The following is a 24,528-nucleotide window of genomic DNA, read 5'->3' as shown; positions in this document are numbered from 1 at the left end:
AGTGAATTTTCAAATTGAATTAGGGAAAAAATTACGAAAAGCGGAAGCACCTTTTTCAAATCCTGATTTAGAACAAAAAGGGATGATTCTTTAAAGGAGGCCAACACATTGGATAAATTAGGAAGTTTTATCTACAGGAATCGCAAATGGGTACTGCTCATTTGGATAGCAGTTATTCTTTTTTTCGGCCTTTTTGCCCTTAAATTACCTACTGTTTTAAGCGGGAATGGCTTTGAATACAAGGGAGAATATAATCAAACAAGAAAAATCCTCGAAAAAGACTTTGGGCATCCTAAATCCTCCATTATCCTGATTTTCGAGAGAGAAAAAACAATCAAAGATAAGGAATTTCATCAGTTTATCCAAAATACATTTAGTAGGCTTTCTAACTTTGACTCTGCCAGAGATATCACCTCTCCCTTTGATAGTGATGGAATGATTAAAGACAATTATGCCTATGGGCTGCTTACTTTTGACAAAAAGGCCGAGAATCTTGGAGAGGAAATCGCAAAATTAAAAAGGATTCTTAAAAACCAACATGGTTTAAAGGTTACGATGACTGGAGAACCAATAATCGTTCAGGACTTAAATGTTGCCAGCCAAGAAGATTTACGAAAGGCAGAGATGATTGGTCTGCCGATCGCATTAGTAGTGCTTATCTTTGCATTTGGAGGCCTTGTCGCTGCCGCCCTTCCAATTGTTATTGGAGTGGTTTCCATCTTAATCACGATGGGCACCGTCTACTTCTTTAGTTATCAATTTGATTTAACGATCTTTATTCTTAACATTGTTCCTATGATTGGTCTTGCCTTAAGTATTGATTTTGCCTTATTGTTCATTAACCGCTACAAGGAGGAATTGCAAACCAAATCCATTCATGAAGCAATTGAAGTAACTGTTAGAACAGCTGGACGATCGATTATCTTCTCGGGACTTTGTGTTTTTATAGGCCTTTCTGGGCTCTGGTTTATTAAAATCGACATCTTTCAAAATGTTGCCCTAGGGGGGATGCTGGTAGTCCTAATTTCTGCGTTTTCAGCCTTAACCTTTCTACCAGCATTACTTTCACTGTTAGGGAAAAGTATAAATAAATTTAGTGTGCTTCGAGTTATGGAACAGGAAAATAGCATTTGGTACCGATTTGCCCAAATGGTGATGAATCATCCGATTATCATGGTTGTTCTCTCACTCGCCATTCTCTTAGCTGGACTAGCACCAGTAAAGCAATTGGTTTTGGCCATTCCTGGTACGGATTCTCTGCCAGCCAATTACCCTTCTCGGTTAGCACTTGAAACATTCCAGGAGCATTTTATTGCAAGTGAGAAACGAGACGAAAAAAAAGTAACGATTGTGCTTAAAACAAATGGGCCGGTTACAAAAAGGAATAATTTTAAAAAAATAAGTACAATTATCCGCTCAATTGAAAAGGATAAGCTCGTTAATACCGTGAATTCCCCTTATTCTGCAACAGGAATAAGGGATGAAGAAAAGCTATATCAGTTTTTCCAACATGGGGACACAGCGCAGCTTGCTCCATTAAAAGAATACTTTATCAGAAACAATGAAATACTTTTGGAAGTTTATTTAAACACTGAAGAGCATTCTGCAAAAGCTAGGGATTGGGTAAAGGATTGGTCACAAAGAAAACTTGGCGTCCAAGCCTTTTTTGGTGGTCCTATCAAATTTGAACAAGAGATTTTTGCCGAGATCTATCAAAAGGCACCCTATGGATTACTGTTAATTGTGTTATCAACCATTGTAATATTAATGGCTGCGTTTCGTTCCATTTTGATTCCTCTTAAGGCGATCTTTATGAATGTATTGAGCTTGAGCTGTACTTTCGGGATTGTAGTTTGGATCTTCCAACAGGGTCATTTTGGAATGAGACCTGTTGATATTGCCTTAATTCTACCTGTATTTGTATTCACTCTCGTCTTCGGACTTTCTATGGACTATGAGGTCTTTCTTATCTCTAGGATTCAGGAATTTTACCTTCAAACAGGTAACAATACCTTAGCCACTATTTCCGGGCTAACCTTTACTAGTAAAATCATCACCTCTGCGGCTGCTATCATGATTGTCGTAACTGGGGCGTTTGCTTTTACAGGGGTTATGCCGGTAAAGCAGCTTGGGGTGGGTATAGCAATTGCCATTTTTATTGATGCAACCATTATCAGAATGGTCTTAGTTCCAGCTTTAATGAGGCTTTTGGGTGATTGGAATTGGTGGTTCTTTGGCCATCATTTAAAACGTCAGCAGAATCGGAGTAAAAAGCCAGCCAATTAGTTGGCTGGCTTTTGTTTGGATTTAAATATTTTTAGCGAAATCACTTTCTAGAGTTTCATGCATGCATATGCAACTGACGTGGATAAATTGAAAAGAAAAACCAATACTAAGATTACTCTACACCAAGACATGTAGGAGGTAATTATTATGAAAAGAAGAATAATAATTTTACTTTCTCTTCCGATTATTTTCTTTACTTATACATCTAATACTTTTGCAGCCGAGACAGGAATAACTAGTCAGACATTGGTCGATTTGCGGATTTTAGAAACGACTGATATACATGCGGATTTGATAAATTATGATTACTATCAAACAAAAGTAGACAATCGAATAGGTCTGGTTAAAACGTCAACACTTATCAGGGAAGCACGTAAGGAAAGTAAAAACACTTTGTTATTTGATGATGGAGACCATTTAAAGGGAAATCCACTAGGCGAGTATTTGGCCAGAATCAGAGGAATGCATAAAGGAAAAACACATCCCGTTTACCGGGCATTTAATTATTTAAAATATGATGCAATTGCGATTGGAAATCATGAATTTAACTACGGATTAGGCTTTTTAAAGACTGCTTTAAAGGGGGCAAAGATGCCTGTCCTTAATGCAAATGTGTTTTCGGTAAAAACAAATAAACCCTACTTTAAACCATATACCATTTTAAAAAGAAAAATAGTTGATCAGAGCGGTAAACCACATGAACTGAAAATTGGCGTTATCGCCTTGATGCCTACCCATATAATGAAGTGGGACAAGGCAAATCTTGAAGGAAAAGTGTTTGCGAAACCAATGGTTGAAACAGCTAAGGAGTTTGTACCAATTATAAAGGCTCAAGGTGCTGATATTATTATCGCACTAGCCCATACAGGGATTAGTAGTGAACCATATCAAGATGATACGGAAAACGCCGTTTACTACTTAACTCAAATCCCTGAAATCGATGTTGTTTTAGCAGGTCATTCACATAGCGTATTCCCAGGTCCTGTCTATAAAAATCTGCCAAATACTAATTTGGAGACAGGAGAAATCAACGGTAAACCTGTCGTAATGGCTGCTGCCTTTGGTAGCAGACTTGGAATCATTGATCTTAAATTAAGCCACCGAAACGGAAAATGGCAGATAGTTGCCCAAAAATCATACACAAAATCAATTGCCGACGAAAATGGAAAATCTCTAGTCAAAACAGATAAAGGATTATATAGACTAGTAAAAGAGGAGCATGAGGAGATGGTTGATTTTATTAAGAAATTAGGTTTGTAAATACCTTAGAACTTTAGGAATAGACCCTTTACATCCTATGTATAGTTTAATACAATAAAACATATAATACATATGTTGATTTGTGGTGGAGTCTGTCAAAACAGGCTCCTTTTTGCATTTTTCAATGAATGTAAAAATACAAAGGGAGAAGTGATTCATACGTGTCAACACAAGCAATCATTGCAATAGGAGTATTTTTATTTACCTACGCCTTTATTGTCACTGAAAGGATTCACCGGACAATTATCGCCATGGCTAGTGGAATTATAATGGTCCTGTTAGGGATTGTTGGTCAAGAAAAGGCCTTACATCACATTGATTTTAATACACTCGGATTGTTGACGGGGATGATGATTATTGTCGCCATTACATCTGAGACAGGCTTGTTCAAGTATATCGCCATATGGGCAGCTAAAAAGGTTAAAGGCGATCCGTTGAAGATATTACTAGCCCTTGGGATTATTACAGCATTAGGCTCAGCTTTTTTAGATAATGTCACTACCGTCCTGCTAATGGTTCCCGTGACATTTAGTATCACAAGGCAATTACGGGTAAATCCGATTCCGTTTTTAATTACCGAGATTATCGCTTCCAACATTGGCGGAACCTCTACCTTAATTGGCGACCCGCCAAATATCATGCTTGGAAGCGCAGTGAAAGAATTAACGTTTATGGCATTTATCAACAACCTTACTGCTATTTCTTTTTTCATTTTATTTGTAAATGTAGGTATTCTAGCCTTTATCTATCGTAAACAGCTCCGAACATCACCAGAATTGAAAGCTAGTTTAATGGACTTAGACGAAAAGGAAGAAATTACGGATAAAACACTATTAATCAAGTCATTAACAGCATTACTTTTAACAATTTTTGGGTTTTTCCTGCATCAACTGCTTCATATTGAATCGGCGACCGTTGCGTTAGCAGGTGCCTTTCTTTTACTTCTATTAACAGGGGAAGAATACTTGGATAAGTCTTTTTTAAAAGTAGAGTGGACAACCATTTTCTTCTTTATCGGGTTGTTCGTTCTTGTCTCAGGATTGATCGAGACAGGAGTTATTTCTCTACTAGCTGATTACTCCGTTCATTTGACGGGCGGAGATGTGGCATCCACCTCGATTCTAATTCTTTGGGTTAGTGCGATTGCCTCCGCCTTTATCGATAACATTCCATTCGTAGCCACGATGATTCCGATGATCAAGGATATGGGAGAATTGGGCATTCAAAATTTGGAACCACTCTGGTGGAGCCTGTCTCTAGGAGCATGTCTTGGGGGAAATGGTACATTGATCGGTGCAAGCGCCAACGTTATAGTAGCCGGTCTTGCCGCAAAGGAAGGATACCCGATTACGTTTGGAAAGTTTCTGCTAATTGCTTTTCCATTAATGATCCTTTCTATTGTGATTTGTACAATTTACATTTATTTAAGATACTTAATATAGGAGGATTTTGATGAAAGTCGAGTATACGTATGACAAAAAGCTTATTGAACTAAATGAAACGACAAATGGTAATGATATTGAGTTTTTTATTACGCTATTTGATAGTGAGTTAAAGAAAAAACTTATGAAAGTACGTCAATATTTTGATGATAATCGAGTTTTAACCGATATCCATTATTACATACATCCGAATAACAACTATCAGGTAATTGTGAGAAATGATTTTTACAATGAATTTATCATTCAATTATTTAGGCAGCAACTATTAAAAGAGATCAAATGGGCTTAAAGAAAGCTGCCAAAAATATGGCAGCTTTTATTTTAATTACCGATAATTATTCGAAGTACGTTGGGATGCTGTTTAAAGGTTTTTGTTCCTGCCCCATAGCCAATTGAAGAAATTTTCATTGAAGGGATGGGCCCGAATTCCTCAGCGAGTACAGCAATAATGGCCGCTCCAGTTGGCGTGGTTAACTCTGCCCTTATGTCTGACTGCTCAATTGGAACTCCTTTTAGAATTTCTAGTGTTGCAGGAGCCGGAACAGGATAAACTCCATGGTCAATATGGATTCTTCCCGTTCCCACTGGGATAGGGGATGACTTTATTGAATCAACGTTTAATTGATGGATTAATATCGCTGCGCCTATTATATCGATAATGGAATCAATAGCACCAACTTCATGGAAATGAACCTTTTCTAAAGGAATCCCGTGGATATGTCCTTCCGCTTCTCCGATTCTTTTAAATATCTTTAGAGCCGTTTCTTTTACTGGAATAGAGAAATCAGCTGCTTCAATTAACTCTACAATATCTTTATATGCACGATGTGTATGGTGATGGTGATCATGGTGTTCATGAGCATGGGTATGTTTATGTTCGTGATCATGGGTATGCTCATGTTGGTGATCATGACTGTGCTCATGTACGTGATCATGACTGTGCTCATGTTGGTGATCATGACTGTGCTCATGTTCGTGATCATGACTGTGCTCATGTTCGTGTTCATGGCTGTGCTCGTGGTGATTATGAGCCTGATTAGAGCTATTTAGTAAGATCACATCAAACTTCGTACTGGTGATTCCATTCTTAACAATTCTTTTCCATTTCAAATCATATTCATCTTCTATTTGCAGCTTCTTCAATTCTGACACTAAAAGATTCGGGTCTGCTCCTGCATCGATTAGCGCACCGAGGACCATATCCCCGCTTATTCCTGAAAAACAATCAAAGTATAGTGTCTTCATTTTTTACGGTTTCCCCTTTTTGTGCAAGTTGGTGAATTAAGACTGCATTGTAGCCGCCGCCAAATCCATTATCAATATTGACAACACTTATTCCTGAAGCACATGAGTTTAGCATTGTTAGCAGGGCCGATAACCCATGAAAATTTGCTCCGTAACCAATGCTTGTTGGTACTGCAATTACTGGATGTGAGACAAGACCGCCAACTACACTTGGAAGGGCTCCTTCCATTCCCGCAACCACAACGGATACAGTTGCTTGTTGAATTTCCTCAGCATGGTTCAATAGACGATGTATTCCTGCAACTCCTACATCATAAATGCGATGAACATGACTGCCTAAAACTTCTGCAGTAACCGCTGCTTCCTCAGCCACCCTTAAATCCGAGGTACCTGCGGCTATTACAGCAATGTATCCTTCTTTATTTTTTATTGGCCCCGTTTCATCTTTCCAAAAAAGAATATTTGCTGTTTCATTATAAGTAAGTTCCGGACAAGTCTGCAGGATAACTTCTGCCTTTTCTTTAGAAACTCTTGTGACAAGGATTTCGTTATTCCGTGCCCTTAAAGCTTGAACAATCGAGATGATCTGATCAACTGTTTTTCCTTCGCCATAAATGACCTCAGCAAAGCCTTGACGTTTCTTACGATGATGGTCCACTTTAGCAAAGCCTAAATTTTCAAAGGTCGCTAATCTTTCTTTAGCCTCTGTAATACTAAGGGTTCCTGTTTGAACTTGTTTTAATATCTCATCAAGCATAAGCTTCCCCCTAAATTTCCTATCTAAAATACTTTTTCATATCTTTAGCCAATTCGATGTAATTCTGATAAATCCTCTTGTAGATTTCACTAGTATCCTTATTTGGTAAGGTCGCTTTCCCCATCGGTATATTCTTTTTAATATCTTCAAAAGATTCTACTTTATGAATCGCGACAAGGGCTGTCCATGCAGCGCCCCAGGCAGCACTGTGGTGGCTTTCCGAAACATAAATCTCTGCTTCAAAAATATCCGCCATCATTTGCAGCCACAATGGAGATCTGGCTAAACCGCCATTAACATAAATCTTTTGCGGCTCCCCTGCTAAACTTTCCAAGGTTTTTCCTATTTGATAGAGATTAAAAGTAATCCCTTCTAGCACGGCTCGAATAAAATGTTCTTTTTTATGAGTTATGGAAACTCCATAGAAATTCCCTTTTGCTCGTTGATTCCAGATAGGAGCTCGTTCACCATTTAGATAAGGAAGAAAGAGAATTCCATCTGCCCCCGGCGCAGCCTTTTTTGCATCGGCTAAAAAATCTGTAAAACTTCGATCGTCTTCTAAAAGGTCCTTTAGCCATTGCAGGACTACTCCGCCATTGTTAGTTGGACCGCCAATAATAGAGGTATCCTCTGTAAAGGAATAACAGAAAGTTTCTTGATTTTCACTAATCCTTACTCCTTTTGTAAGCTGCCTGATTGCACCACTCGTACCTACAGATACAGCCACTTCTCCAGGTAGAATGGCTCCTATGCCGAGATTTGCTAATTGGCCGTCTGCAGCGCCAACAACAAAGGGCATTTGCGGGTTTATTCCCATTTCTTCAGCCTTCGCTTGATTAATGCCTGTTAGGGTTTTCGTCGGAGGAACAATTTCTGAAAGCTGCTTTTCTTTTATACCAGCAAGTTCTAATAATTCTTGTTCCCATTTATGTGTTTCCGGGTTGAATAATCCTGTTGCTGATGCCATGGAATAGTCAATCACCCTTTTACCAAACCAGCATTGCAGTAAGTATTCCTTAATGGACATAAAGTATTGGGCTCTTTTGTAAGGTTCATATTCTGTTTCTTTCATCCAGACTAGCTTTACAAAAGGTGTCATCGGGTGAATCGGAGTTCCGGTCCGGGAATAAACCTTATCTCCCCTTGTTTTTATTATCTTTTCAGCTTGTTCATAACTCCTGCCATCCGCCCAAATAAGTGCTGGAGAAATAGGTGTTCCCTCTTCACCGATACAAACTAATGAGTGCATAGCAGCAGAAAAACCTATTGTAACTAAATCATTTCTGTCGATGGCTGCTTTTTCTATGACTTCTCTAATTGCTAGGATTGCAGATTGTTCAATTTCAATAGGGTCTTGCTCCACCCAGCCTTGATGAGGATAAAAGGATGTGTTCATTTTCTCTACATCGGCTACTAATTTTCCGTATAAAGTAAACACACACGCTTTTACACTTGTTGTTCCAATATCAAGCCCCATAACAAATTCACTTGACATAAATTTCATCTTCCTTTATTTATAATTATCCATTTTTTAAAAGAAAAGGCTTTGGATTCTTCCAAAGCCTTTTCTCTTTTACTCTTATCACAACCCGAGGCAAATACTATTTAGATAGAACTTTGTTCATACTTCCGCTCTGATAACCAACTAAGTCTAGGGTAATGTATTTGTATCCAAAGTCTTGAAGTTGTTTAACTATTTGTTCATGCTGATTTAAAACAATAGCCATATCGCTTGGTTCTACCTCTATCCTTGCAATATCCTGGTGTGTTCTTACCCGTACTTGGCGAATTTGAAGTGATCTTAGATAATCCTCAGCCTTTTCAACCTTGGTTAATTTCTCTTTTGTAATAAACTCACCATAGGCTATTCTCGATGAAAGACAGGCTAAAGATGGTTTATTCCATGTTGGCAAATTAAATGCTTTGGAAAGTTCTCTAATTTCTTTTTTATAGAGGTCCGCTTCTTGCAGCGGACCCCGAATCCCCTTTTCTTTAGCTGCCTTCATGCCAGGGCGAAATTCATTCATATCGTCAGCGATGACACCATAAATCACATTTTGAAACCCCTTTTCATCCATCACAGGGATTAAGTGATCGAATAAACTGCTCTTACAAAAATAGCATCGATTTTTATTATTCTCTGCATATCCTGGGATTGCTAGTTCTGATGTTTCGATAACTTGGTGTTTAGCACCAATTTTTTCTGCTAGTTTCTTTGCCTCTTCCAATTCACTTGAGGGATAGCTTTCAGAGTCTGCTGTAACAGCAAGTACCTGCTCAGTACCTAATGTTTCAACCGCAGCTTTTAACAAAAACGTACTATCTACCCCTCCTGAAAATGCAACAACAACTGATTTCATCTCACGGAGAATGGATTGTAATTTTTTATACTTCTCTGTCAGCATTTCCCCAACTCCCCCAATTTTCTATTGATGACCATTATCTTTAACATATTTAGAAAAAAGCGATTTTATGTGAACTCTAAACTAAATGGTCATGCTTCCAAATCCGCCATCTACTCTTATCAAAGCACCGGTCACAAAGCTCGAAGCTTTTTCTGATGCAAGCCAAACTGTTGCACCTTGAAGTTCCTCCGCTTCCCCAAAACGGTTCATTGGTGTATGTCTCATAATATTTTCAATTCTTTCTGCATCTAATATTTTTCGATTTTGCTCGGCAGGGAAAAACCCAGGAATAATGGCATTTACGCGAATCCCATTTGGTGCAAACTCACGAGCTAAATATTGGGTCACACTATTAAGGCCTGCTTTTGATACAGAATACGTAAATACCCGAGAAAGCGGTGTGGTTGAAGATACAGAGGAAATATTAATAATACTTCCCTTTCTATCCTGTTCAATCATCCTTTTCGCAAAGATTTGACAAGCTAACACAATTCCTTTAAGGTTAATTTCCATAATTTTATCATACTCATCCATTTCAAGTTCAAGAAATGGTGTTGAACTATTCGTTCCCGGTGCATTTAAGAGAATATCACAACCGCCTGACCATTGGTCAATTTCATCTGCTACTTTCATTAAGGAGTCACGAGAACTAACATCTGCTTGAAACGCCTTTGCTTCTCCGCCATTTGCGGTAATTTCCTTAACAACAGCTTCAGCCTTTTCTAAATTACGGCCGACAATGGCTACTCTTGCTCCATGTTCCGCTAATCCTTTTGCCATCGCTGATCCTAATACACCATTTCCCCCGATTGCAACTGCTGTTTTCCCTGTTAAATCAAATAAATTTGACATATCTATCTCTCCTCTTGTTTAAAATAAATTTCCTTTATCATCAAATTGGAATTCATATACATCTGAGATTTGCTCCATATTCGGATGCTCGGCAATGTATGGAAGTAAAGGCTCAGAGACTTCAATCTGACTAAGCTCTAATGTATTTTTGATCCTTACTAATTTAACTTTTGTAAAATCTAAGATATTGCAGGTTTTAACAGCTGCCTGAATCGCCATTTTATCATTTGGCAAGGTGGTAGCAATTTTTGTAGGTGCACAAACGGTTGAAGTCAAACCATTCGCATAAGTGCCCTCTTTATCCATCTTATCTACCAGCCGCTGGGTAGTAAAATCCGCCGTCCCTACTCCATTCGCATTTCCCTCTGATTGAACGGTTACGTCAAGCACGACCATTTTGTTTACATCAGGTCCGCCAGATGCATACGGGGTTGGATAGCGCCCAGTAATGTTTGGATCCATGCCATCTCCGCTAATATTTTTACCAATCTCATCAATCAAAAGGACATCCAGCTGATCAAAGAAAAGCTTCGGTAATAACGCCTTGGCTTGCTTTTGCAACGCAGGTTCTTTTTCCACAATTTCCTCGGGAGTAAGTACTTCGAGCACTGCCACTTTATCAAAGGCATTTTCGATTGTGGCTACTCCAAACAGGAATGGGGTTTTTTCCATAATCACCTTTGCCATTGCCGGCACATTTTCAGCCATATATTTAAAGCCCATTTGGTGACATGCTTCCGCGCCTTTTTGCTTCCCTAGACCAATACTAATCATCTTCATGATGCCACTTTCGACCGGTCCCCGGAAGGCTGTATGTGGTTTTACCCGATTAATGACCACAATGCCATCTGCTTTTGACGCAAACTTATCAACATAGATAGGTAATCCATTAGGCAATTCCCCAACTTTCACCACTTCCATCGATGAGCGGATTTCACAACCAACAGTAGCTTCTGTTACGCCAAGGTGGGCTAATACCTCACGTTGTCCCTCGGCAGTTGCACCGCCGTGGCTACCCATACTAGGAACGATGAATGGTTTAGCACCCAGCTCCTTTAGGAATTGCACCGTTACCGCTGTTAATTCTACGAGCCGGTCAAGCCCCCTGCTCCCAACAGCAATCGCAATTTCCATCCCAGGCTGAATTTTTTCTTGAATATGTACCCGGTTTAATTTCAACTTTAATTCTTGCCCAAGGTCGTCAATCTTATTGTTTTCAAACTTTACTTTCACTTTAGCCATTTTGGGTACCGGAATATCCTTTAATAGTTCTTGAAGAATTCCCATAGTTTATATCCTCCTTTGTTTAATTTAAGTTTACCTCTTTGTAATCTATTCAATGTATGAACAGGGAGCATGAATGCTTAACTGTAATCCCTTTCAAATTGACATTTTTAAAATAATCTAAAATCTCTCAATTAATTTGTTTACCAAACAAACTAATTACCTGTATAATATATCATTATGGCTTGCTTACGTCAATAAATAAATGTGTGATATTTTCTTTTAAAAAGACAAGGAGGTTTTTTATGCTCACTGGTGATGCATCACTAATCAAAAAAATGAATAGATCGTTAATCTTAAGTACAATTATTGAGCATAAATCAATTTCAAGGGCAGAGATCGCTAAAGTTACCGGACTTAATAAAGCAACTATTTCTGTGCAGGTTTCAGAGCTATTGGATCATGCATTTATAGTCGAATCACAATTAGAACACAAAAGTCTAGGCAGAAGACCGATTATGTTATCAATTAACGAAAAAGCCGGTTTCGCCTTGGGAATTGATCTTGATAAGACTACGATTACCTTTACTCTGGCTGATCTGGGTGGTTGTCCCGTTCACACGGATGTTATCAACCTGCCAGTCTCTAATTACGAAGTCATTTTTGATATACTAAGCCAGCAGATTAAAGATTACCAATCCAAATGTGAACAAACTCATTACGGCCTTATTGGAGTCGTCATTGGAATTCATGGAATTGTGGATACCAATGAAATAATTTATTTTGTTCCTCAACATGGATGGAAAAACAAAAACTTAAAAAAAGACCTAGAAAATGAACTTGGAATCTATATTTACATTGAAAATAATGCAAATTTATGTTCATTAGCGGAAAAGGTCTACAAACACCATCATAGTAATAACTTACTATCTGTAAGCCTATATTCAGGTATTGGACTTGGATTTATGATAAATGGTGAATTGTTAAAGGGCTATCATGGATATGCAGGAGAAATTGGCCATATGATTATTGTGCCTAATGGTGTGCCTTGCAGCTGCGGAAATTCAGGCTGTTGGGAACAGTATGCCTCAGAAAATAGCCTTACTCGTCGTGTATGCCAAGACCAACAAAAACTTGATTTTAGTTTCGAGGATATCCTGACTGGATTAAAGGAGCAAGAACCAACAATTCTTAAAGAAATGGAGCATTTTATAGAATATCTTGCCATCGGATTAAATAATCTTATTAATCTGTATAACCCAGAAATTTTGGTCGTGAATAGTGAATTGCTTCGTTTGTATCCTAATGCTGCTGAAGAACTTAAAGCCCATCTTACTTCTACTATAAGTCATTACTCTGAGCTGTTAGTATCTGAGTTCGGAAAAAAAGCGTGTATCATGGGAGCATGTGCATTAGGAATTCAAAAGTTTTTAGGGGTTTCTGAGCTTAGTTTAACTATATAAGGATCACTCAATTAGCCCTTGTCACTGAGGGCCTTTTTTAATTAACGTCCACTGGTTTATGTCTAAAACTCTATCCAAAGAAAAGTGCCAGACACCTTGTGCCTGACACCTGCCTTTTTTATACCTGATTGAATTTAAAACCAATCTCCATAACCTAACTCTCTTAAATAGTCCCCTGAATCTTTTAACGTATCAAATGGATCGCGGCCATAAGTATCATCTTGCTCAATTAGGAAATATTGTACACCGCTTTCAATACCAGCTTCTATTATACCCTTTATGTCTAAGTTACCTTGACCAAGTTCCGCAAACTCGATTATATTTGTGAACTTTTGCATGAACTTAGACATATCTTTAAAATCTTCTTCACTTACATTCATATTTCCAATTCGATAATCTTTTAAGTGGATTAATGAGACTCGTCCTGCAAATCTATTAATTACATTAATCGGATTCTCGCCACCTCGTTGAACCCAGTGAACATCTAATTCGAAGCCCAGTTTAGAAGTGTTGTCTTTCATAAGGTCCAATAAACATTTTCCATCATATTTCTCAAATTCAATATGGTGGTTATGATAATATAATTCTATTCCATGCTCCGCTAGTCTTTCTGCCATCGCTTCTGCATTCCTAATATACTCCATAACTTGGTCCTTATGACCCATTAATTGGATCGGCATCATGCCAATTCGGATAAAATTGCAATCTAAAAGCCTGCAATCATTCACAATTTTATCAAAGTTCTTTGTCAATGATTCACCAGGCATGCCTGGCATGGTATCTAAAGGAGCTGAAATGGAAGCGATTTTGATCCCAAAATCAACACTAGCTCTTCTTAATTCAGCTACATTTTCTTCAGTCATTTGAATTTGAGTTACCTCGACATAATGATAGCCAAGCTCACTTAACTTTCTTAATGTTTCATATGCACCTAGCTCCACGATTTTTTCTTTAAGGTTAAACATTTGAACGCCAATTTTAGCTGTTTGCATACTGTAATTCCTCCATTTTTATTATCCTTTTTTCTTCTGAGGATTGGCGAATTGCGTCAATCATTTTAATCGATGTAAGGGCATCTTTAACCTTTACATAATTCTGAGAGTTGTTTATTATTGCGGTATAAAATTGATTGATTAGTTTAATATGGCTTGCCCCGTAATAGAATTTTGTCCCTGGCATCTTGGCATCTTCAATCAATTTTTCCTTTTTTCCTTCTCCATTGATCTTTGTTAAAACACTATCTTTGATGATGAATTTTCCTTTTTCAAGGGATACCTCTAGCTCGACACTTGAATTTTCTGCATTGGCATTTGTGGCAAAAAATAATCCCTTTGCGCCATTTTTAAATTGAATATGAGCTGAAGCTGTATCTTCAACCTCAATCCCGTAATCCAATAATTGATCGATGGACCCTCTAATCGAATCAATCTCACCACCAAGCAGCTGCATTAAATCGATTGTATGGAGGGCTTGGTTAATCATCACTCCACCGCCGGCAAGCTCCATTTTTCCCCGCCAAGGTTTCACATCGTAATATTCTTTTGGTCGATACCAAGTAACTAATCCTTTTATCCCGGTTATCTTGCCCAATTGACCGCTAGCGATAATTTCTTGCAGCAATTCAAAGGACTCATTGCAGCGATTTTGAAAGCAGACACAAATTTTAGTCTGATGCATATCCTCTAGCTTTGCTAAAGTCAAACCTTCTTTTGTATTTAAAGACAAGGGCTTTTCCTGAAAAACATGAACACCATTTTCAACACAGACTTTTGTTACTGGATAATGAAGATAGTGCGGCAAACATACATGCACACAATCCAATGATTCTCTTTTGAGCATTTCTTGATAGTCAGTATAGAAGTTTACATCAGGTACGGTATTCCTTAATGATTCATCAAGATCACATACTGCCGCTAACTCGGCATTAGGGTTTGCTTGTATAGCTGGAATATGAATTTTTGATATATCGCCAAGTCCTATAACTCCTATTTTGAGCATCAGCTATTCCCCTTTAAAATGAGCTCGGAGAGGAAACAAGACTCCCCGAGTTCGTTTAGATTTATAGATTAATAAAATTGATTATTTAATTGGATTCCCTTTTTCTTCTTCCACTTTTTTACTCAACTCTGCAAAGTATAACTCCTCATCAATTGGAAGTTCTACTTCTTTACCTAGCCAGCTCGATAGGTGGATTGCATTTGCCAGGGCGACGCCATTGATTCCGTCACTGCCAGGTGCAAGTAGTGGAGTTCCTTCCACAATATTCGCTGCAAAGTTTTCCATTACAGCAATATGCTGACCGCCCCAAACACTTTCAAATTCAATTACTTCTTCTGTATATATTTCAGATAAGCCCTGACCCATGAAAATTTTTGTTACATCTGCCCAGCTCATTGTTGCGCTCATTTCAGATTCAGATTTTTTTAGACGTTTAACGGTTATTTTTTTGCTATCATCGACAACAATTTTTCCTTTATCCCCCAAAATTTCAAAGCGGTCAGTCCCCATAACATCGTGCGTACACGTAATAAATACTCCTGTTGCGCCATTACCATAGTCTAAGATTGTCGTTACTTCATCTTCTACAGCGATATTTCTTTGGTAGCCGTATTTTACATTAGAATAGACCTTTTTAGGCATACCACAAATCCACTGAAGCAAATCAATTTGGTGTGGTGCCTGATTGACAAGGACACCGCCGCCTTCGCCGCCCCATGTTGCTCTCCATGCGCTTTGGTCATAATAGCCTTGTGGTCTCCACCAAGTCGTAATGATCCAGTTTGTACGGCGAATTTGGCCAATTTCACCATTATCAATAATCTCTTTCACCTTTTGATAGAGTGGATTTGTCCGTTGATTAAACATAATTCCGAAGGTTAATTCTGGTTTTGTTGCAGCAAATTCATTTAATTCTCTTACTTGTTTTGTATAAACACCTGCTGGTTTTTCTACCAATGCATGGATATCTCTTTTTAGTGCTTCAATTCCCATTTCAGGGTGCAGGTAATGTGGAACACAAGTTACTACAGCGTCAACTTTACCGCTTTCAAGCATATCGATATAGTCATCATAAAAAGGAACTTCAGGATATTTTTCTGCTGCCAATTCCTTTTTGGCTGGGTCATTGTCACAGATTGCCCCAAGAACCATGTTTTTCACTTTTCCATCTGCTAGAAATCCTGCGTAAGCCCCACCTTGTGCTCCTAAGCCAATAATTCCTAATCTAACATTTGCCATTTTATTTTTCCCCGCTTTCTATTTTTTCAAGAATATTTAATAGCGACTCATATTGAAGTTTGTATCCACCTGCACCATCAAGGCCTTTGTTATCTTTAATAATCTCTGCAGCATCTTCCAGTTCCAAGTCCTTTAAAGAATCAAAGCGAACAAGATGAGGTTCAAGGGTTAGGAAGCCTTTGTAACCGCTTTGAATTGCTTGTGCCAAAATTTCAGGTATTTTACCTTCCCCCGTACCGCAGACCACGTTTTGACTATCTGTTGTGACAGCGTCTTTGATGTGTATATAGACGATTTCATCTTTTAATAAATCGAAGCACTCCTGGGTATCCTCACCACATTGAACAAAGTTAGCAAAATCAAAGATAGCCTTAAAATGGTCAGAGCCAACCTCTTTTAAAATCTCATGACAGCGTCTAGCAATGTCCCCATAAATGTCCTTTTCATTTTCGTGTAATAGGATAACATCAAATTTTTCTGCAATAGCTGCAAACTCTTTTATTTTGCCAATTACTTCATCTCTGTAATTGTCAGCTTCTTCACCTTTTGGAATATAAAAGCTAAAAATACGAATGTATTTACAATCTAATAAGTTAGCAATCTGGCAAAGTGTATTTAACATGGTCTTTTGTTTGGCAAATCCCTCTTCATCATTGATGAACACCTTTCCGATTGGCGATCCAATCGAAGATACACCAATCCCTGCTCTTTGAAGCCGTGGCTGGACACTTTCTTTTATCCCTTCCACAGTAAAATCACCAATATTTTTTCCATCTACACCCCGTAAGGATATATAACGCATCCCTAATTTTGATACCACTTCAAGCTGTGTATCAAAATCAGAAGAGATTTCATCCGAAAAACCGGAAATCAATAAATCATTATCCATTTTCCCTATTCCTCCTTCTTTTACGTGGATTTTTACTTTAGTTTTTCCTTCCGGTATTGTGACGGTGTTTTACCCATTTTTTCTTTAAAATATCGACTAAAATGAGCAACGCTCTCAAATCCAGCTGACTGCGAGACCTCTGTTAGAGTGAGATTGGGTTCCATCTCCAATAGATACTTCACCTGGTTGAGACGGCACCCCATTACATATTCCATTACCGTAAAACCTGTAACTTCCTTAAAGACATGTGAGGTATAATACTTACTGAGATTTAATTCTGCCGCTATACGCTCCAAACTAACCTTTTCGATATAGTGTGCATTAATCCAGGATGCAATTGACTCAGCATGAGCTTCCTTATCCGTCTTATTACTCGTTATTTGAGATAATTCCTTTTGACTCATCTTATAGATTCTTAACAATAATTGAATTAGCTCAAGTTTGACCTCGGCTTCTAATAGCTCATTTTTCTTACCGGTCCTTTGCAGGTCTACATCAATTAGTTCCAACGAAGCTGCTATTTCCTTAATCTTTCCATCAACAATTTGCCCTGATTCATCATAACCTGTTCGCAGTAAGCAATTGTTAAGTTTTTTAAAGGGATCTAATAAATTAGGAATTCCAAGAGTACCCAACAATTCACGGAGCCAAGTAGGTGAAAAATGAAGCATACTTCTTGTGTAGGTGCTGCCTATACCTGGATTTGGTTTATGCAATGTCATCCCATCCAACAATATAATATCACCAGGCTGTAATTCATAAATTCGATTGTTAATTAAGTACTTACAATCTCCTGAATGAAAAAAATAAATCTCATATTCCTGGTGTGAGTGAAAATTAAATGAGTTGTCTAAACCTTGTACCCGATAAAAAGCAGTTATCCATTCATCCATTACTTTTCTTCTATAACTAGATGAACTCAACTTATCCATTAGTTCCACGCCCCTATAAGTAAGCGTTAACAACTGATTTGTCAACGAACCATACTTTTATTTTATTGCACTCTGTAGTAAAAATCATTCTCTAAAAATGCTCAAAAATCCCTCTTTTTTGTCTTATATTGCTTTTTATAAAAAAATTCCAGTCAAAAACAAAACGTACAAAAAAAGAGACCAACCAACCCTTATGGGCCAGTTTAGTCTCTATAAATCACTTTAACAAAGGAAGTATTTACTCCATCCAGTTTGTATGGAATACGCCTTCTTTATCAACACGTTGATACGTGTGAGCACCAAAGTAGTCACGCTGAGCTTGCAAAAGATTTGCAGGAAGTGTTTCAGTGCGGTAGCTGTCATAGTAAGCAATTGCACTTGCAAATGATGGTACAGGAATACCACGCTCAATCGCCACTGCAATTACTTGACGTAACGCCTGTTGATAGTTCTCCACAATGTCCTTGAAGTATGGATCTAATAAAAGGTTCGCTAGTTCCGAATCACGATCGTATGCATCTTTGATCTTTTGTAAGAATTGAGCACGGATGATACAGCCTCCGCGGAAAATCATCGCAATATCCCCGTAACGAAGGTTCCAGTCATATTCTTCAGATGCAACACGCATTTGGGCGAAACCTTGAGCATACGAGCAAATTTTACTCATGTACAAAGCTTTACGAACAGCTTCAATTAATTCTTCTTTGCTTCCCTCAAATGGCTTAACCTCTGGTCCAGTTAATACTTTACTCGCTTTTACACGCTCTTCTTTCATTGCAGAGATAAAGCGAGCGAATACTGATTCTGTGATAATTGGAAGTGGCACTCCTAAATCTAGGGCATTCTGGCTTGTCCACTTACCAGTACCTTTTTGGCCTGCAGTATCTAGGATTACATCCACCATTGGTTTACCTGTGTCTTCGTCTACCTTTGTAAAGATATCTGCAGTAATTTCGATTAAGTAGCTATCTAATTCGCCTTTATTCCATTCAGAAAATACATTATGAAGCTCTTCTGCACTTAGGCCAAGAACATTTTTCAAAATAAAATAGGCTTCTGAAATTAATTGCATATCTCCATATTCAATTCCATTATGAACCATTTTCACATAATGACCTGCACCGTTTGGTCCAATGTAGGTACAGCATGGATCGCCCCCAACCTTTGCTGAAATAGCTTCTAAAATAGGCTGTACTAATTCATATGCTTCTTTATTCCCGCCAGGCATAATGGATGGTCCCTTAAGTGCCCCTTCTTCTCCTCCGGAAACACCTGTACCAATAAAATGGAAGCCAGCATTCGCTAATTCCTTGTTACGTCTAATTGTATCTTGGAAGAATGTGTTTCCTCCATCAATCAGGATATCGCCTTCTTCAAGGTATGGTTTTAAAGAATCAATTGTTGCATCAGTAGCGGTACCAGCTTTAACCATTAATAAAATTTTGCGCGGCTTTTCTAAGGAATTCACAAATTCCTCTACTGTATGAGCACCAACAAAGTTTTTTCCTTCAGCTTCATTCTTTAAGAATGCTTCTGTTTTATCGTATGAGCGGTTAAAAACAGCTACTGAATATCCACGGCTTTCAATATTTAAGGCCAAGTTCTTTCCCATTACTGCTAAACCAATTACACCGATTTGTTGCTTTGACATACTATCCCTCTTTCCATGTTGTTATTCTTTATAGATAACCATATTCTTACCCTTATGACAATAAAAAAGTTCTTATTTTTCTAATTATAATCAGGAACTTCCAATTAACTTCGAAACCAGTAACTTTTTTAGAGAAACACCATTTAGCTTAACCATAAAATTCTGATGTAAGCCAATAGCTGATACCTCATTAATAATTAAGAAAAGCGCAAGGCGGCTGGAGCTGGACGATTCTCGAAGTCGAAATTTATACTTTGTTATCTTAAAAAAACATTCCACCGTCATTAGATTAATAAGAGGTCCCCTATGCAGGACCTCCATCACTCCTACACGTTTAGCGTTTCAAAAAGAACTGTTCGGCATTATCATAGCAAATATTCCGAACCATTTTCTCCATGTGATTCATATCGTTTGGTGCTAGCCCTTTTTCCACCCAATCTCCAAGGATGTTACATAAAATTCTACGGAAATAGTCATGACGTGCATATGAAAGGAAACTGCGAGAATCTGTCAGCATACCAATAAAATGGCTTAGTACACCCACATTTGCAAAATCTTTCATTTGTCTTTCCATACCATCGATATGGTCAACAAACCACCAGCCAGAACCTAATTGGACCTTTCCAGGAACACCTTCTTCATAGAAATTCCCCATCATTCCCGCTAACACGACATTATCTTTTTGGTTCAAGTTAAATAAAACAGTTCTTGGAAGTGCCTTTTCTTGATCAAGGGCATCAAGGAATCGAGATAAGCCCTCCGCCATATTAGCTTCTCCAACTGAATCAAATCCTACATCTGTTCCAAGCAGTTCTTTCATTCTTGTGTTATTGTTCCGCATGGCTCCCATGTGAAGCTGCATAACCCACTGCTTTTCTGCATACATTTTCCCAAGTTCTTTTAAGAGGAAAATACGATAAGCAGTCAATTCTTTATTTGAAAGTTGTTCACCGCTTACACGTTTATTGAAAATGGCTTCAACCTCTTGCTTAGTAGTTTCTACATACTCCATTTTTTGAATATCATGGTCAGAGGCACGGCCCCCATTTTCATGAAAATACTCAATTCGTTGTTCCAATGCTGATAAAAACCCACCTAAGGAATCTGTTTTTATGCCTGAAACATCCGCCAATTTTTCAAGCCAGCTTGTGAAAGTTGGACGTTCAATAAAAAGCGCACCATCCGGACGGAATGTTGGAGCAATCATTGTGTTAAAAGTTTCATCATTTTTCAATAATTGATGGTATTCTAAAGTAGAAATTGGATCATCAGTTGTTCCGATAAACTTTACGTTTGATCTCTCAATTAGCCCTCTTGCACTGAATTCAGGATTTTGTAATTTTTCATTACATTCTTCCCAAATTTCACGAGCAGTTTCTGGACTTAATACCTTATCAATTCCGAAGAATATTTTTAATTCTAAGTGAGTCCAATGATACACAGGGTTGCCAATTAAATGCGGAACCGTTTCTGCCCACTTTTCAAACTTTTCCCAATCACTGGCATCACCTGTAATGTAGCGCTCGCCAATGCCATGCATCCGCATAGTTCTCCACTTATAATGGTCTCCACCCAGCCAGATCTGAGTTATATTTTCATATGTCTTGTTTTCCCATACTTCTTTAGGATCCAAGTGACAATGGAAATCAAAAATAGGTGCCTCAGCTGCGGCTTTATCATAAAGCTTAATCGCCGTCTTTGTATCTAGCAAAAAGTGCTGATCCATAAAATTTTTCATTGAAATTCTCTCCTTTTACTTTAAATTCATATCATTAGCTTACCCACTGTAAACCCTTACAGAATTGTTAATATATCCTTTTTTAAAAACTAAAGTTCATCAACTTCTTTAATTTGTTTATTAAACAAATTAATTACATAGATAATTTAACACGTTTAATATGTTTAGTCAATTAACTATTTAGTAATAAATTGAATTATAACGGTCATTTGTTAAAAAGAACTGATATAATAGGAATATACACAAACATAAAAGGAAATGCCCGAAATGGAGGATATAAATGGTTACCGGTGATGCGGCATACATAAAGAAAATTAATCGCTCTCTCATTATTAGGGAAATTGTTAAAGAAGGCATGATATCAAGAGCCGATCTATCCAAAGCCACTAACCTGACGAGAGCCACCATCTCAGCCCAGGTAGCAGATCTATTAGAAGAAGGGCTTATTATAGAGACCCATCTTGAGCATTATACAGTTGGAAGAAAACCGATTATGCTTTCGTTAAATGGACATGCTGGCTACGCACTTGGAATTGATCTTGATTATGGAGAAATTTCATTTACAATATCAGATCTTCTTGGTTGTCCTATCTCATCAAATAGTGTCAAAATAAATACTACTGACTATAAAGACATTCTTCTGCTGCTGGTTGAACAAATCAAAAAATTCAAAGCAGATTTTAATGAAAGCCGCTATGGGATTGTTGGTATTGTTATCGCGATCCATGGTTTAGTATCAAAAGAAGAGATTATTCACTATGTTCCGCGGCTGAAATGGCATGAAATGAACTTAAAAAGTGATTTAGAAAAAGAAATCGATATCCCGATTCATCTTGAAAACAATGCCAATCTCAGCTCTTTTGCAGAGCGTGTATTTCTACATCATGAAACAGACAATTTATTATGTACTACCCTTTATTCAGGAATCGGTCTTGGCATGATGATGAATAATGATTTTTTTCGAGGTCACGAAGGGTATGCAGGAGAAATTGGTCATATGATTGTCGTTCCTGGAGGTAAGCCGTGTAATTGCGGAAATAAAGGATGCTGGGAAAAATATGCATCAGAATCAAGTATTTTTGAATATCTGTCCGAAAAAAGACAGATTGAGAATTTGACTTATGAACAAATCCAAGAATGGCTAAATGAAGGCGATGAAGAAGTACGCGAAGTAATGGAGCAATTTATTTTCTATTTATCAATTGGTTTGAATAATATGATTAACATGTATAACCCAGATGTAATTGTGCTTGATAGTAAACTTCTACGTATGTATCCAGATTCTCTCAAGAAAATAAGAGAAAATCTGAACTCATCTATCAGCCATTACCGTGAATTGAGGATCTCATCAATTGGCAGGAAATCAAGCATTCTTGGAGCCTGCGCCCTTGCGATCAAGCAATTTCTTGATGTTCCCATGTTAAATTTACCTTTTCATTTGAAAACAGATAAAGATGGAAGCGCCACCATTTAAGGGGATTCCTCGAGAAAAACCCCCCCTTCCGCTATTGCTGGAAGGGGGGTTTTTCATGTCAATTAAGCGCTTAAACTATCATTAGTTTTTGGTTTATTTTTTAGTTCATCAATAATCTTTATATAAAGATCCTCTGTTAAATTATAAACAAGAATTAAAATAACTGCTGCAATTAAGTTTAGTCCGGCTGGAACGAGGAACATTAACCCTTTGATTCCAAGGAGTGTTCCGGCAGTTTGCTCTGCATTTGGAATATAACCGATTAACCCAAGGGCAACGCCAGGAATAAAACCAGCTAGTGCCTGTGCTAACTTACGGAAAAAACTGTAACTTGAGTATACAATCCCTTCTGTCCGTTGTCCTGTTTTCCATTCGTGATAGTCGACTGCATCTGCCACCATAACCCATGGTAACCCCATCGCGAAGCTTAGACCTAGACTTCCAATTGAAAGTAATGTAAGGAAAGCCGGTACACTTGCTGGTAAAAGAAAGTTCAAGGCATCTGCAACAATTCCAATTAAAAGGCCCATGATGAATGTATTCTTTTTTCCTAATCTTTTAACAAGTGCTGGAATAAAAAACGAACCAATGACAGCGATTCCAATACTAGTAAAAGAAAGCAATGTCATAAGACCTGTATTCTTTAAATTATACTGCAAGTAATATAACTGAACAGCTGTACGCAGGTTACTTGCAGCTACCATAAACAAGCAAACAAAACAAAGAGCAATAAGCGGTCTGTTACTAAGCAATAATTTGAAAAGTTTTGACATCGGAACTTTTTCTTTTTCTACTTTAGGCTCCCTAATTACATTTTCATTTGTATTACGGTAGCAAATATAATGGAAGATAACCCCTATTAATGCCATGGTACCAATTCCCACGGTATATCCTAATTTTTGGTTTGGAAAATATAAAACAATTGGGATTACGACCATCCCAGAAATGAGCATTGCAAATTGGCTGCCAATGGCTCTAAAAGATCCAAGAGAGGCACGATCAACAGAATCTTGGGTCATAGAAGCCGCGAGTGATCCGTAAGGAATATTCACAATCGAATAGGCCAACCCAAATGCCATATAAGTTACAAACGCAAATACAATTTTTCCGGTGCCTGAAAAGTCAGGTGCCATGAAAGAGATGACTGTCATAATGGCAAGCGGGATTGATCCAAATAAGATGAACGGCCGGAACTTGCCTCTTTTACCTATCTTCCGTTTATCCACAAAGGCACCGACAGTAGAATCTGCAAACGCATCAAAAATTTTCGAAACTAAAAATACTAGTCCTCCCCAATAAGCCGAAATTCCTAAAACATCGGTATAAAACTTAAGCAAATAAATTTGCCCCATATCAAACATAAATCCATTACCGACGTCACCTAAACCGTATGAAACTTTCTCTTTTAAGGTTAATTTCTTTGAGCCACTATTATCCATCGTGTTCATCTTCCCCTCTTGTGAAGTAATTTACTCTTACCTGTAACCCTTTACAAAACTACCAATAATAGAAGGCAGATTTTTTAAGGAAAACGGTTTAATTAATTTGTTTATTAAACTAATTAATTAGCTGCATTGTTAGAATAACACCACTCGACATAATTCGTCAATACCAATTTGGAAGCGTTTATCAACATTTTTTTCTTTCTGGTAGTTTATTGATTTAATCAAAAG

At 37.8% G+C, this 24,528-nt stretch carries 20 protein-coding genes; 6 read left to right on the top strand and 14 right to left on the bottom strand.

What is annotated here, in order from left to right; translation table 11 throughout:
- Positions 1-108: 108 nt before the first annotated feature.
- The 4 genes from COD92_RS12050 to COD92_RS12035 all read left to right on the top strand — a co-directional run bounded on the left by COD92_RS12050 (position 109) and on the right by COD92_RS12035 (position 5,277).
- Positions 109-2,286 carry an MMPL family transporter gene (locus COD92_RS12050; RefSeq protein ID WP_098996351.1) on the top strand — a complete coding sequence of 726 codons (2,178 nt, stop codon included), beginning with the start codon at positions 109-111 and terminating at the stop codon, positions 2,284-2,286.
- A 147-nt stretch (positions 2,287-2,433) separates the two neighbouring features.
- Entirely contained in the window at positions 2,434-3,546 is a 1,113-nt protein-coding gene (locus COD92_RS12045) for a metallophosphoesterase (protein ID WP_098529698.1), read from the top strand.
- 161 nt (positions 3,547-3,707) lie between these two features.
- Complete coding sequence (locus COD92_RS12040) at positions 3,708-4,988, top strand: ArsB/NhaD family transporter (protein WP_098996350.1); 1,281 nt, start codon at positions 3,708-3,710, stop codon at positions 4,986-4,988.
- A 10-nt stretch (positions 4,989-4,998) separates the two neighbouring features.
- A complete protein-coding gene (locus COD92_RS12035; protein ID WP_098529696.1) occupies positions 4,999-5,277 on the top strand; it encodes a hypothetical protein in 279 nt (92 codons plus the stop codon).
- Positions 5,278-5,309: 32 nt separating this feature from the next.
- Here the strand turns inward: COD92_RS12035 and larC are convergent, their stop codons facing one another.
- The 6 genes from larC to COD92_RS12005 form a co-directional block, all read right to left on the bottom strand.
- Complete coding sequence (gene larC, locus COD92_RS12030; RefSeq protein WP_098996349.1) at positions 5,310-6,233, bottom strand: nickel pincer cofactor biosynthesis protein LarC; 924 nt, start codon at positions 6,231-6,233, stop codon at positions 5,310-5,312.
- Positions 6,214-6,990, bottom strand: a complete 777-nt coding sequence (gene larB / locus COD92_RS12025; RefSeq protein ID WP_098996348.1) for a nickel pincer cofactor biosynthesis protein LarB — start codon at positions 6,988-6,990, stop codon at positions 6,214-6,216. The genes larC and larB overlap by 20 nt, the downstream gene beginning before the upstream one ends.
- A gap of 19 nt (positions 6,991-7,009) precedes the next feature.
- On the bottom strand, positions 7,010-8,485 hold the full coding sequence (locus tag COD92_RS12020; protein WP_098529693.1) for a gluconokinase: 1,476 nt from the start codon (positions 8,483-8,485) through the stop codon (positions 7,010-7,012).
- A gap of 106 nt (positions 8,486-8,591) precedes the next feature.
- Complete coding sequence (gene larE / locus COD92_RS12015; protein ID WP_098529692.1) at positions 8,592-9,395, bottom strand: ATP-dependent sacrificial sulfur transferase LarE; 804 nt, start codon at positions 9,393-9,395, stop codon at positions 8,592-8,594.
- Between the two features lie 81 nt (positions 9,396-9,476).
- A complete protein-coding gene (locus COD92_RS12010; protein WP_098529691.1) occupies positions 9,477-10,247 on the bottom strand; it encodes an SDR family oxidoreductase in 771 nt (256 codons plus the stop codon).
- Positions 10,248-10,265: 18 nt separating this feature from the next.
- Entirely contained in the window at positions 10,266-11,534 is a 1,269-nt protein-coding gene (locus COD92_RS12005; RefSeq protein ID WP_098529690.1) for a nickel pincer cofactor-dependent isomerase, group 22, read from the bottom strand.
- A 242-nt stretch (positions 11,535-11,776) separates the two neighbouring features.
- On the opposite strand from COD92_RS12005, the gene COD92_RS12000 reads away from it, so the two are divergent.
- On the top strand, positions 11,777-12,934 hold the full coding sequence (locus COD92_RS12000; protein ID WP_098996347.1) for an ROK family transcriptional regulator: 1,158 nt from the start codon (positions 11,777-11,779) through the stop codon (positions 12,932-12,934).
- A gap of 134 nt (positions 12,935-13,068) precedes the next feature.
- On the opposite strand, the gene COD92_RS11995 is transcribed toward COD92_RS12000, so the two are convergent.
- The 7 genes from COD92_RS11995 to uxaC form a co-directional block, all read right to left on the bottom strand.
- A complete protein-coding gene (locus COD92_RS11995) occupies positions 13,069-13,926 on the bottom strand; it encodes a sugar phosphate isomerase/epimerase family protein (RefSeq protein ID WP_098529686.1) in 858 nt (285 codons plus the stop codon).
- Complete coding sequence (locus tag COD92_RS11990) at positions 13,913-14,932, bottom strand: Gfo/Idh/MocA family protein (protein ID WP_098529684.1); 1,020 nt, start codon at positions 14,930-14,932, stop codon at positions 13,913-13,915. Before COD92_RS11990 ends, COD92_RS11995 begins: the two co-directional genes overlap by 14 nt.
- A gap of 81 nt (positions 14,933-15,013) precedes the next feature.
- Complete coding sequence (locus tag COD92_RS11985; protein WP_098529682.1) at positions 15,014-16,171, bottom strand: Gfo/Idh/MocA family protein; 1,158 nt, start codon at positions 16,169-16,171, stop codon at positions 15,014-15,016.
- A gap of 1 nt (position 16,172) precedes the next feature.
- Positions 16,173-17,060, bottom strand: a complete 888-nt coding sequence (locus COD92_RS11980) for a sugar phosphate isomerase/epimerase family protein (protein ID WP_098996346.1) — start codon at positions 17,058-17,060, stop codon at positions 16,173-16,175.
- Positions 17,061-17,092: 32 nt separating this feature from the next.
- Positions 17,093-17,992, bottom strand: coding sequence for an AraC family transcriptional regulator (locus tag COD92_RS11975; protein ID WP_098996345.1), 900 nt, complete (start codon positions 17,990-17,992; stop codon positions 17,093-17,095).
- A 238-nt stretch (positions 17,993-18,230) separates the two neighbouring features.
- Positions 18,231-19,643, bottom strand: coding sequence for an NADP-dependent phosphogluconate dehydrogenase (gene gndA / locus COD92_RS11970; protein ID WP_098529677.1), 1,413 nt, complete (start codon positions 19,641-19,643; stop codon positions 18,231-18,233).
- A 334-nt stretch (positions 19,644-19,977) separates the two neighbouring features.
- On the bottom strand, positions 19,978-21,381 hold the full coding sequence (gene uxaC, locus COD92_RS11960) for a glucuronate isomerase (protein WP_098996344.1): 1,404 nt from the start codon (positions 21,379-21,381) through the stop codon (positions 19,978-19,980).
- A 280-nt stretch (positions 21,382-21,661) separates the two neighbouring features.
- On the opposite strand from uxaC, the gene COD92_RS11955 reads away from it, so the two are divergent.
- Positions 21,662-22,855, top strand: a complete 1,194-nt coding sequence (locus COD92_RS11955) for an ROK family transcriptional regulator (RefSeq protein WP_098529671.1) — start codon at positions 21,662-21,664, stop codon at positions 22,853-22,855.
- A 62-nt stretch (positions 22,856-22,917) separates the two neighbouring features.
- On the opposite strand, the gene COD92_RS11950 is transcribed toward COD92_RS11955, so the two are convergent.
- Positions 22,918-24,303 (bottom strand): glycoside-pentoside-hexuronide (GPH):cation symporter, encoded by a 1,386-nt coding sequence (locus COD92_RS11950; RefSeq protein ID WP_098529669.1) that lies wholly within the window; start codon positions 24,301-24,303, stop codon positions 22,918-22,920.
- Between the last annotated feature and the right edge of the window lie 225 nt (positions 24,304-24,528).

It is taken from the genome of Bacillus sp. AFS037270, from assembly GCF_002585305.1.
This window is presented reverse-complemented; position numbering and strand designations above follow the sequence as displayed.

Coding starts and splice junctions, on each gene's coding strand:
- COD92_RS12045 (WP_098529698.1), top strand. CDS start 2,434: ATGAAAAGAAGAATAATAATTTTACTTTCTCTTCCGATTATTTTCTTT.
- COD92_RS12035 (WP_098529696.1), top strand. CDS start 4,999: ATGAAAGTCGAGTATACGTATGACAAAAAGCTTATTGAACTAAATGAA.
- larC (WP_098996349.1), bottom strand. CDS start 6,233: ATGAAGACACTATACTTTGATTGTTTTTCAGGAATAAGCGGGGATATG.
- larB (WP_098996348.1), bottom strand. CDS start 6,990: ATGCTTGATGAGATATTAAAACAAGTTCAAACAGGAACCCTTAGTATT.
- COD92_RS12020 (WP_098529693.1), bottom strand. CDS start 8,485: ATGTCAAGTGAATTTGTTATGGGGCTTGATATTGGAACAACAAGTGTA.
- larE (WP_098529692.1), bottom strand. CDS start 9,395: ATGCTGACAGAGAAGTATAAAAAATTACAATCCATTCTCCGTGAGATG.
- COD92_RS12010 (WP_098529691.1), bottom strand. CDS start 10,247: ATGTCAAATTTATTTGATTTAACAGGGAAAACAGCAGTTGCAATCGGG.
- COD92_RS12005 (WP_098529690.1), bottom strand. CDS start 11,534: ATGGGAATTCTTCAAGAACTATTAAAGGATATTCCGGTACCCAAAATG.
- COD92_RS12000 (WP_098996347.1), top strand. CDS start 11,777: ATGCTCACTGGTGATGCATCACTAATCAAAAAAATGAATAGATCGTTA.
- COD92_RS11995 (WP_098529686.1), bottom strand. CDS start 13,926: ATGCAAACAGCTAAAATTGGCGTTCAAATGTTTAACCTTAAAGAAAAA.
- COD92_RS11990 (WP_098529684.1), bottom strand. CDS start 14,932: ATGCTCAAAATAGGAGTTATAGGACTTGGCGATATATCAAAAATTCAT.
- COD92_RS11985 (WP_098529682.1), bottom strand. CDS start 16,171: ATGGCAAATGTTAGATTAGGAATTATTGGCTTAGGAGCACAAGGTGGG.
- COD92_RS11980 (WP_098996346.1), bottom strand. CDS start 17,060: ATGGATAATGATTTATTGATTTCCGGTTTTTCGGATGAAATCTCTTCT.
- COD92_RS11975 (WP_098996345.1), bottom strand. CDS start 17,992: ATGGATAAGTTGAGTTCATCTAGTTATAGAAGAAAAGTAATGGATGAA.
- gndA (WP_098529677.1), bottom strand. CDS start 19,643: ATGTCAAAGCAACAAATCGGTGTAATTGGTTTAGCAGTAATGGGAAAG.
- uxaC (WP_098996344.1), bottom strand. CDS start 21,381: ATGAAAAATTTTATGGATCAGCACTTTTTGCTAGATACAAAGACGGCG.
- COD92_RS11955 (WP_098529671.1), top strand. CDS start 21,662: ATGGTTACCGGTGATGCGGCATACATAAAGAAAATTAATCGCTCTCTC.
- COD92_RS11950 (WP_098529669.1), bottom strand. CDS start 24,303: ATGAACACGATGGATAATAGTGGCTCAAAGAAATTAACCTTAAAAGAG.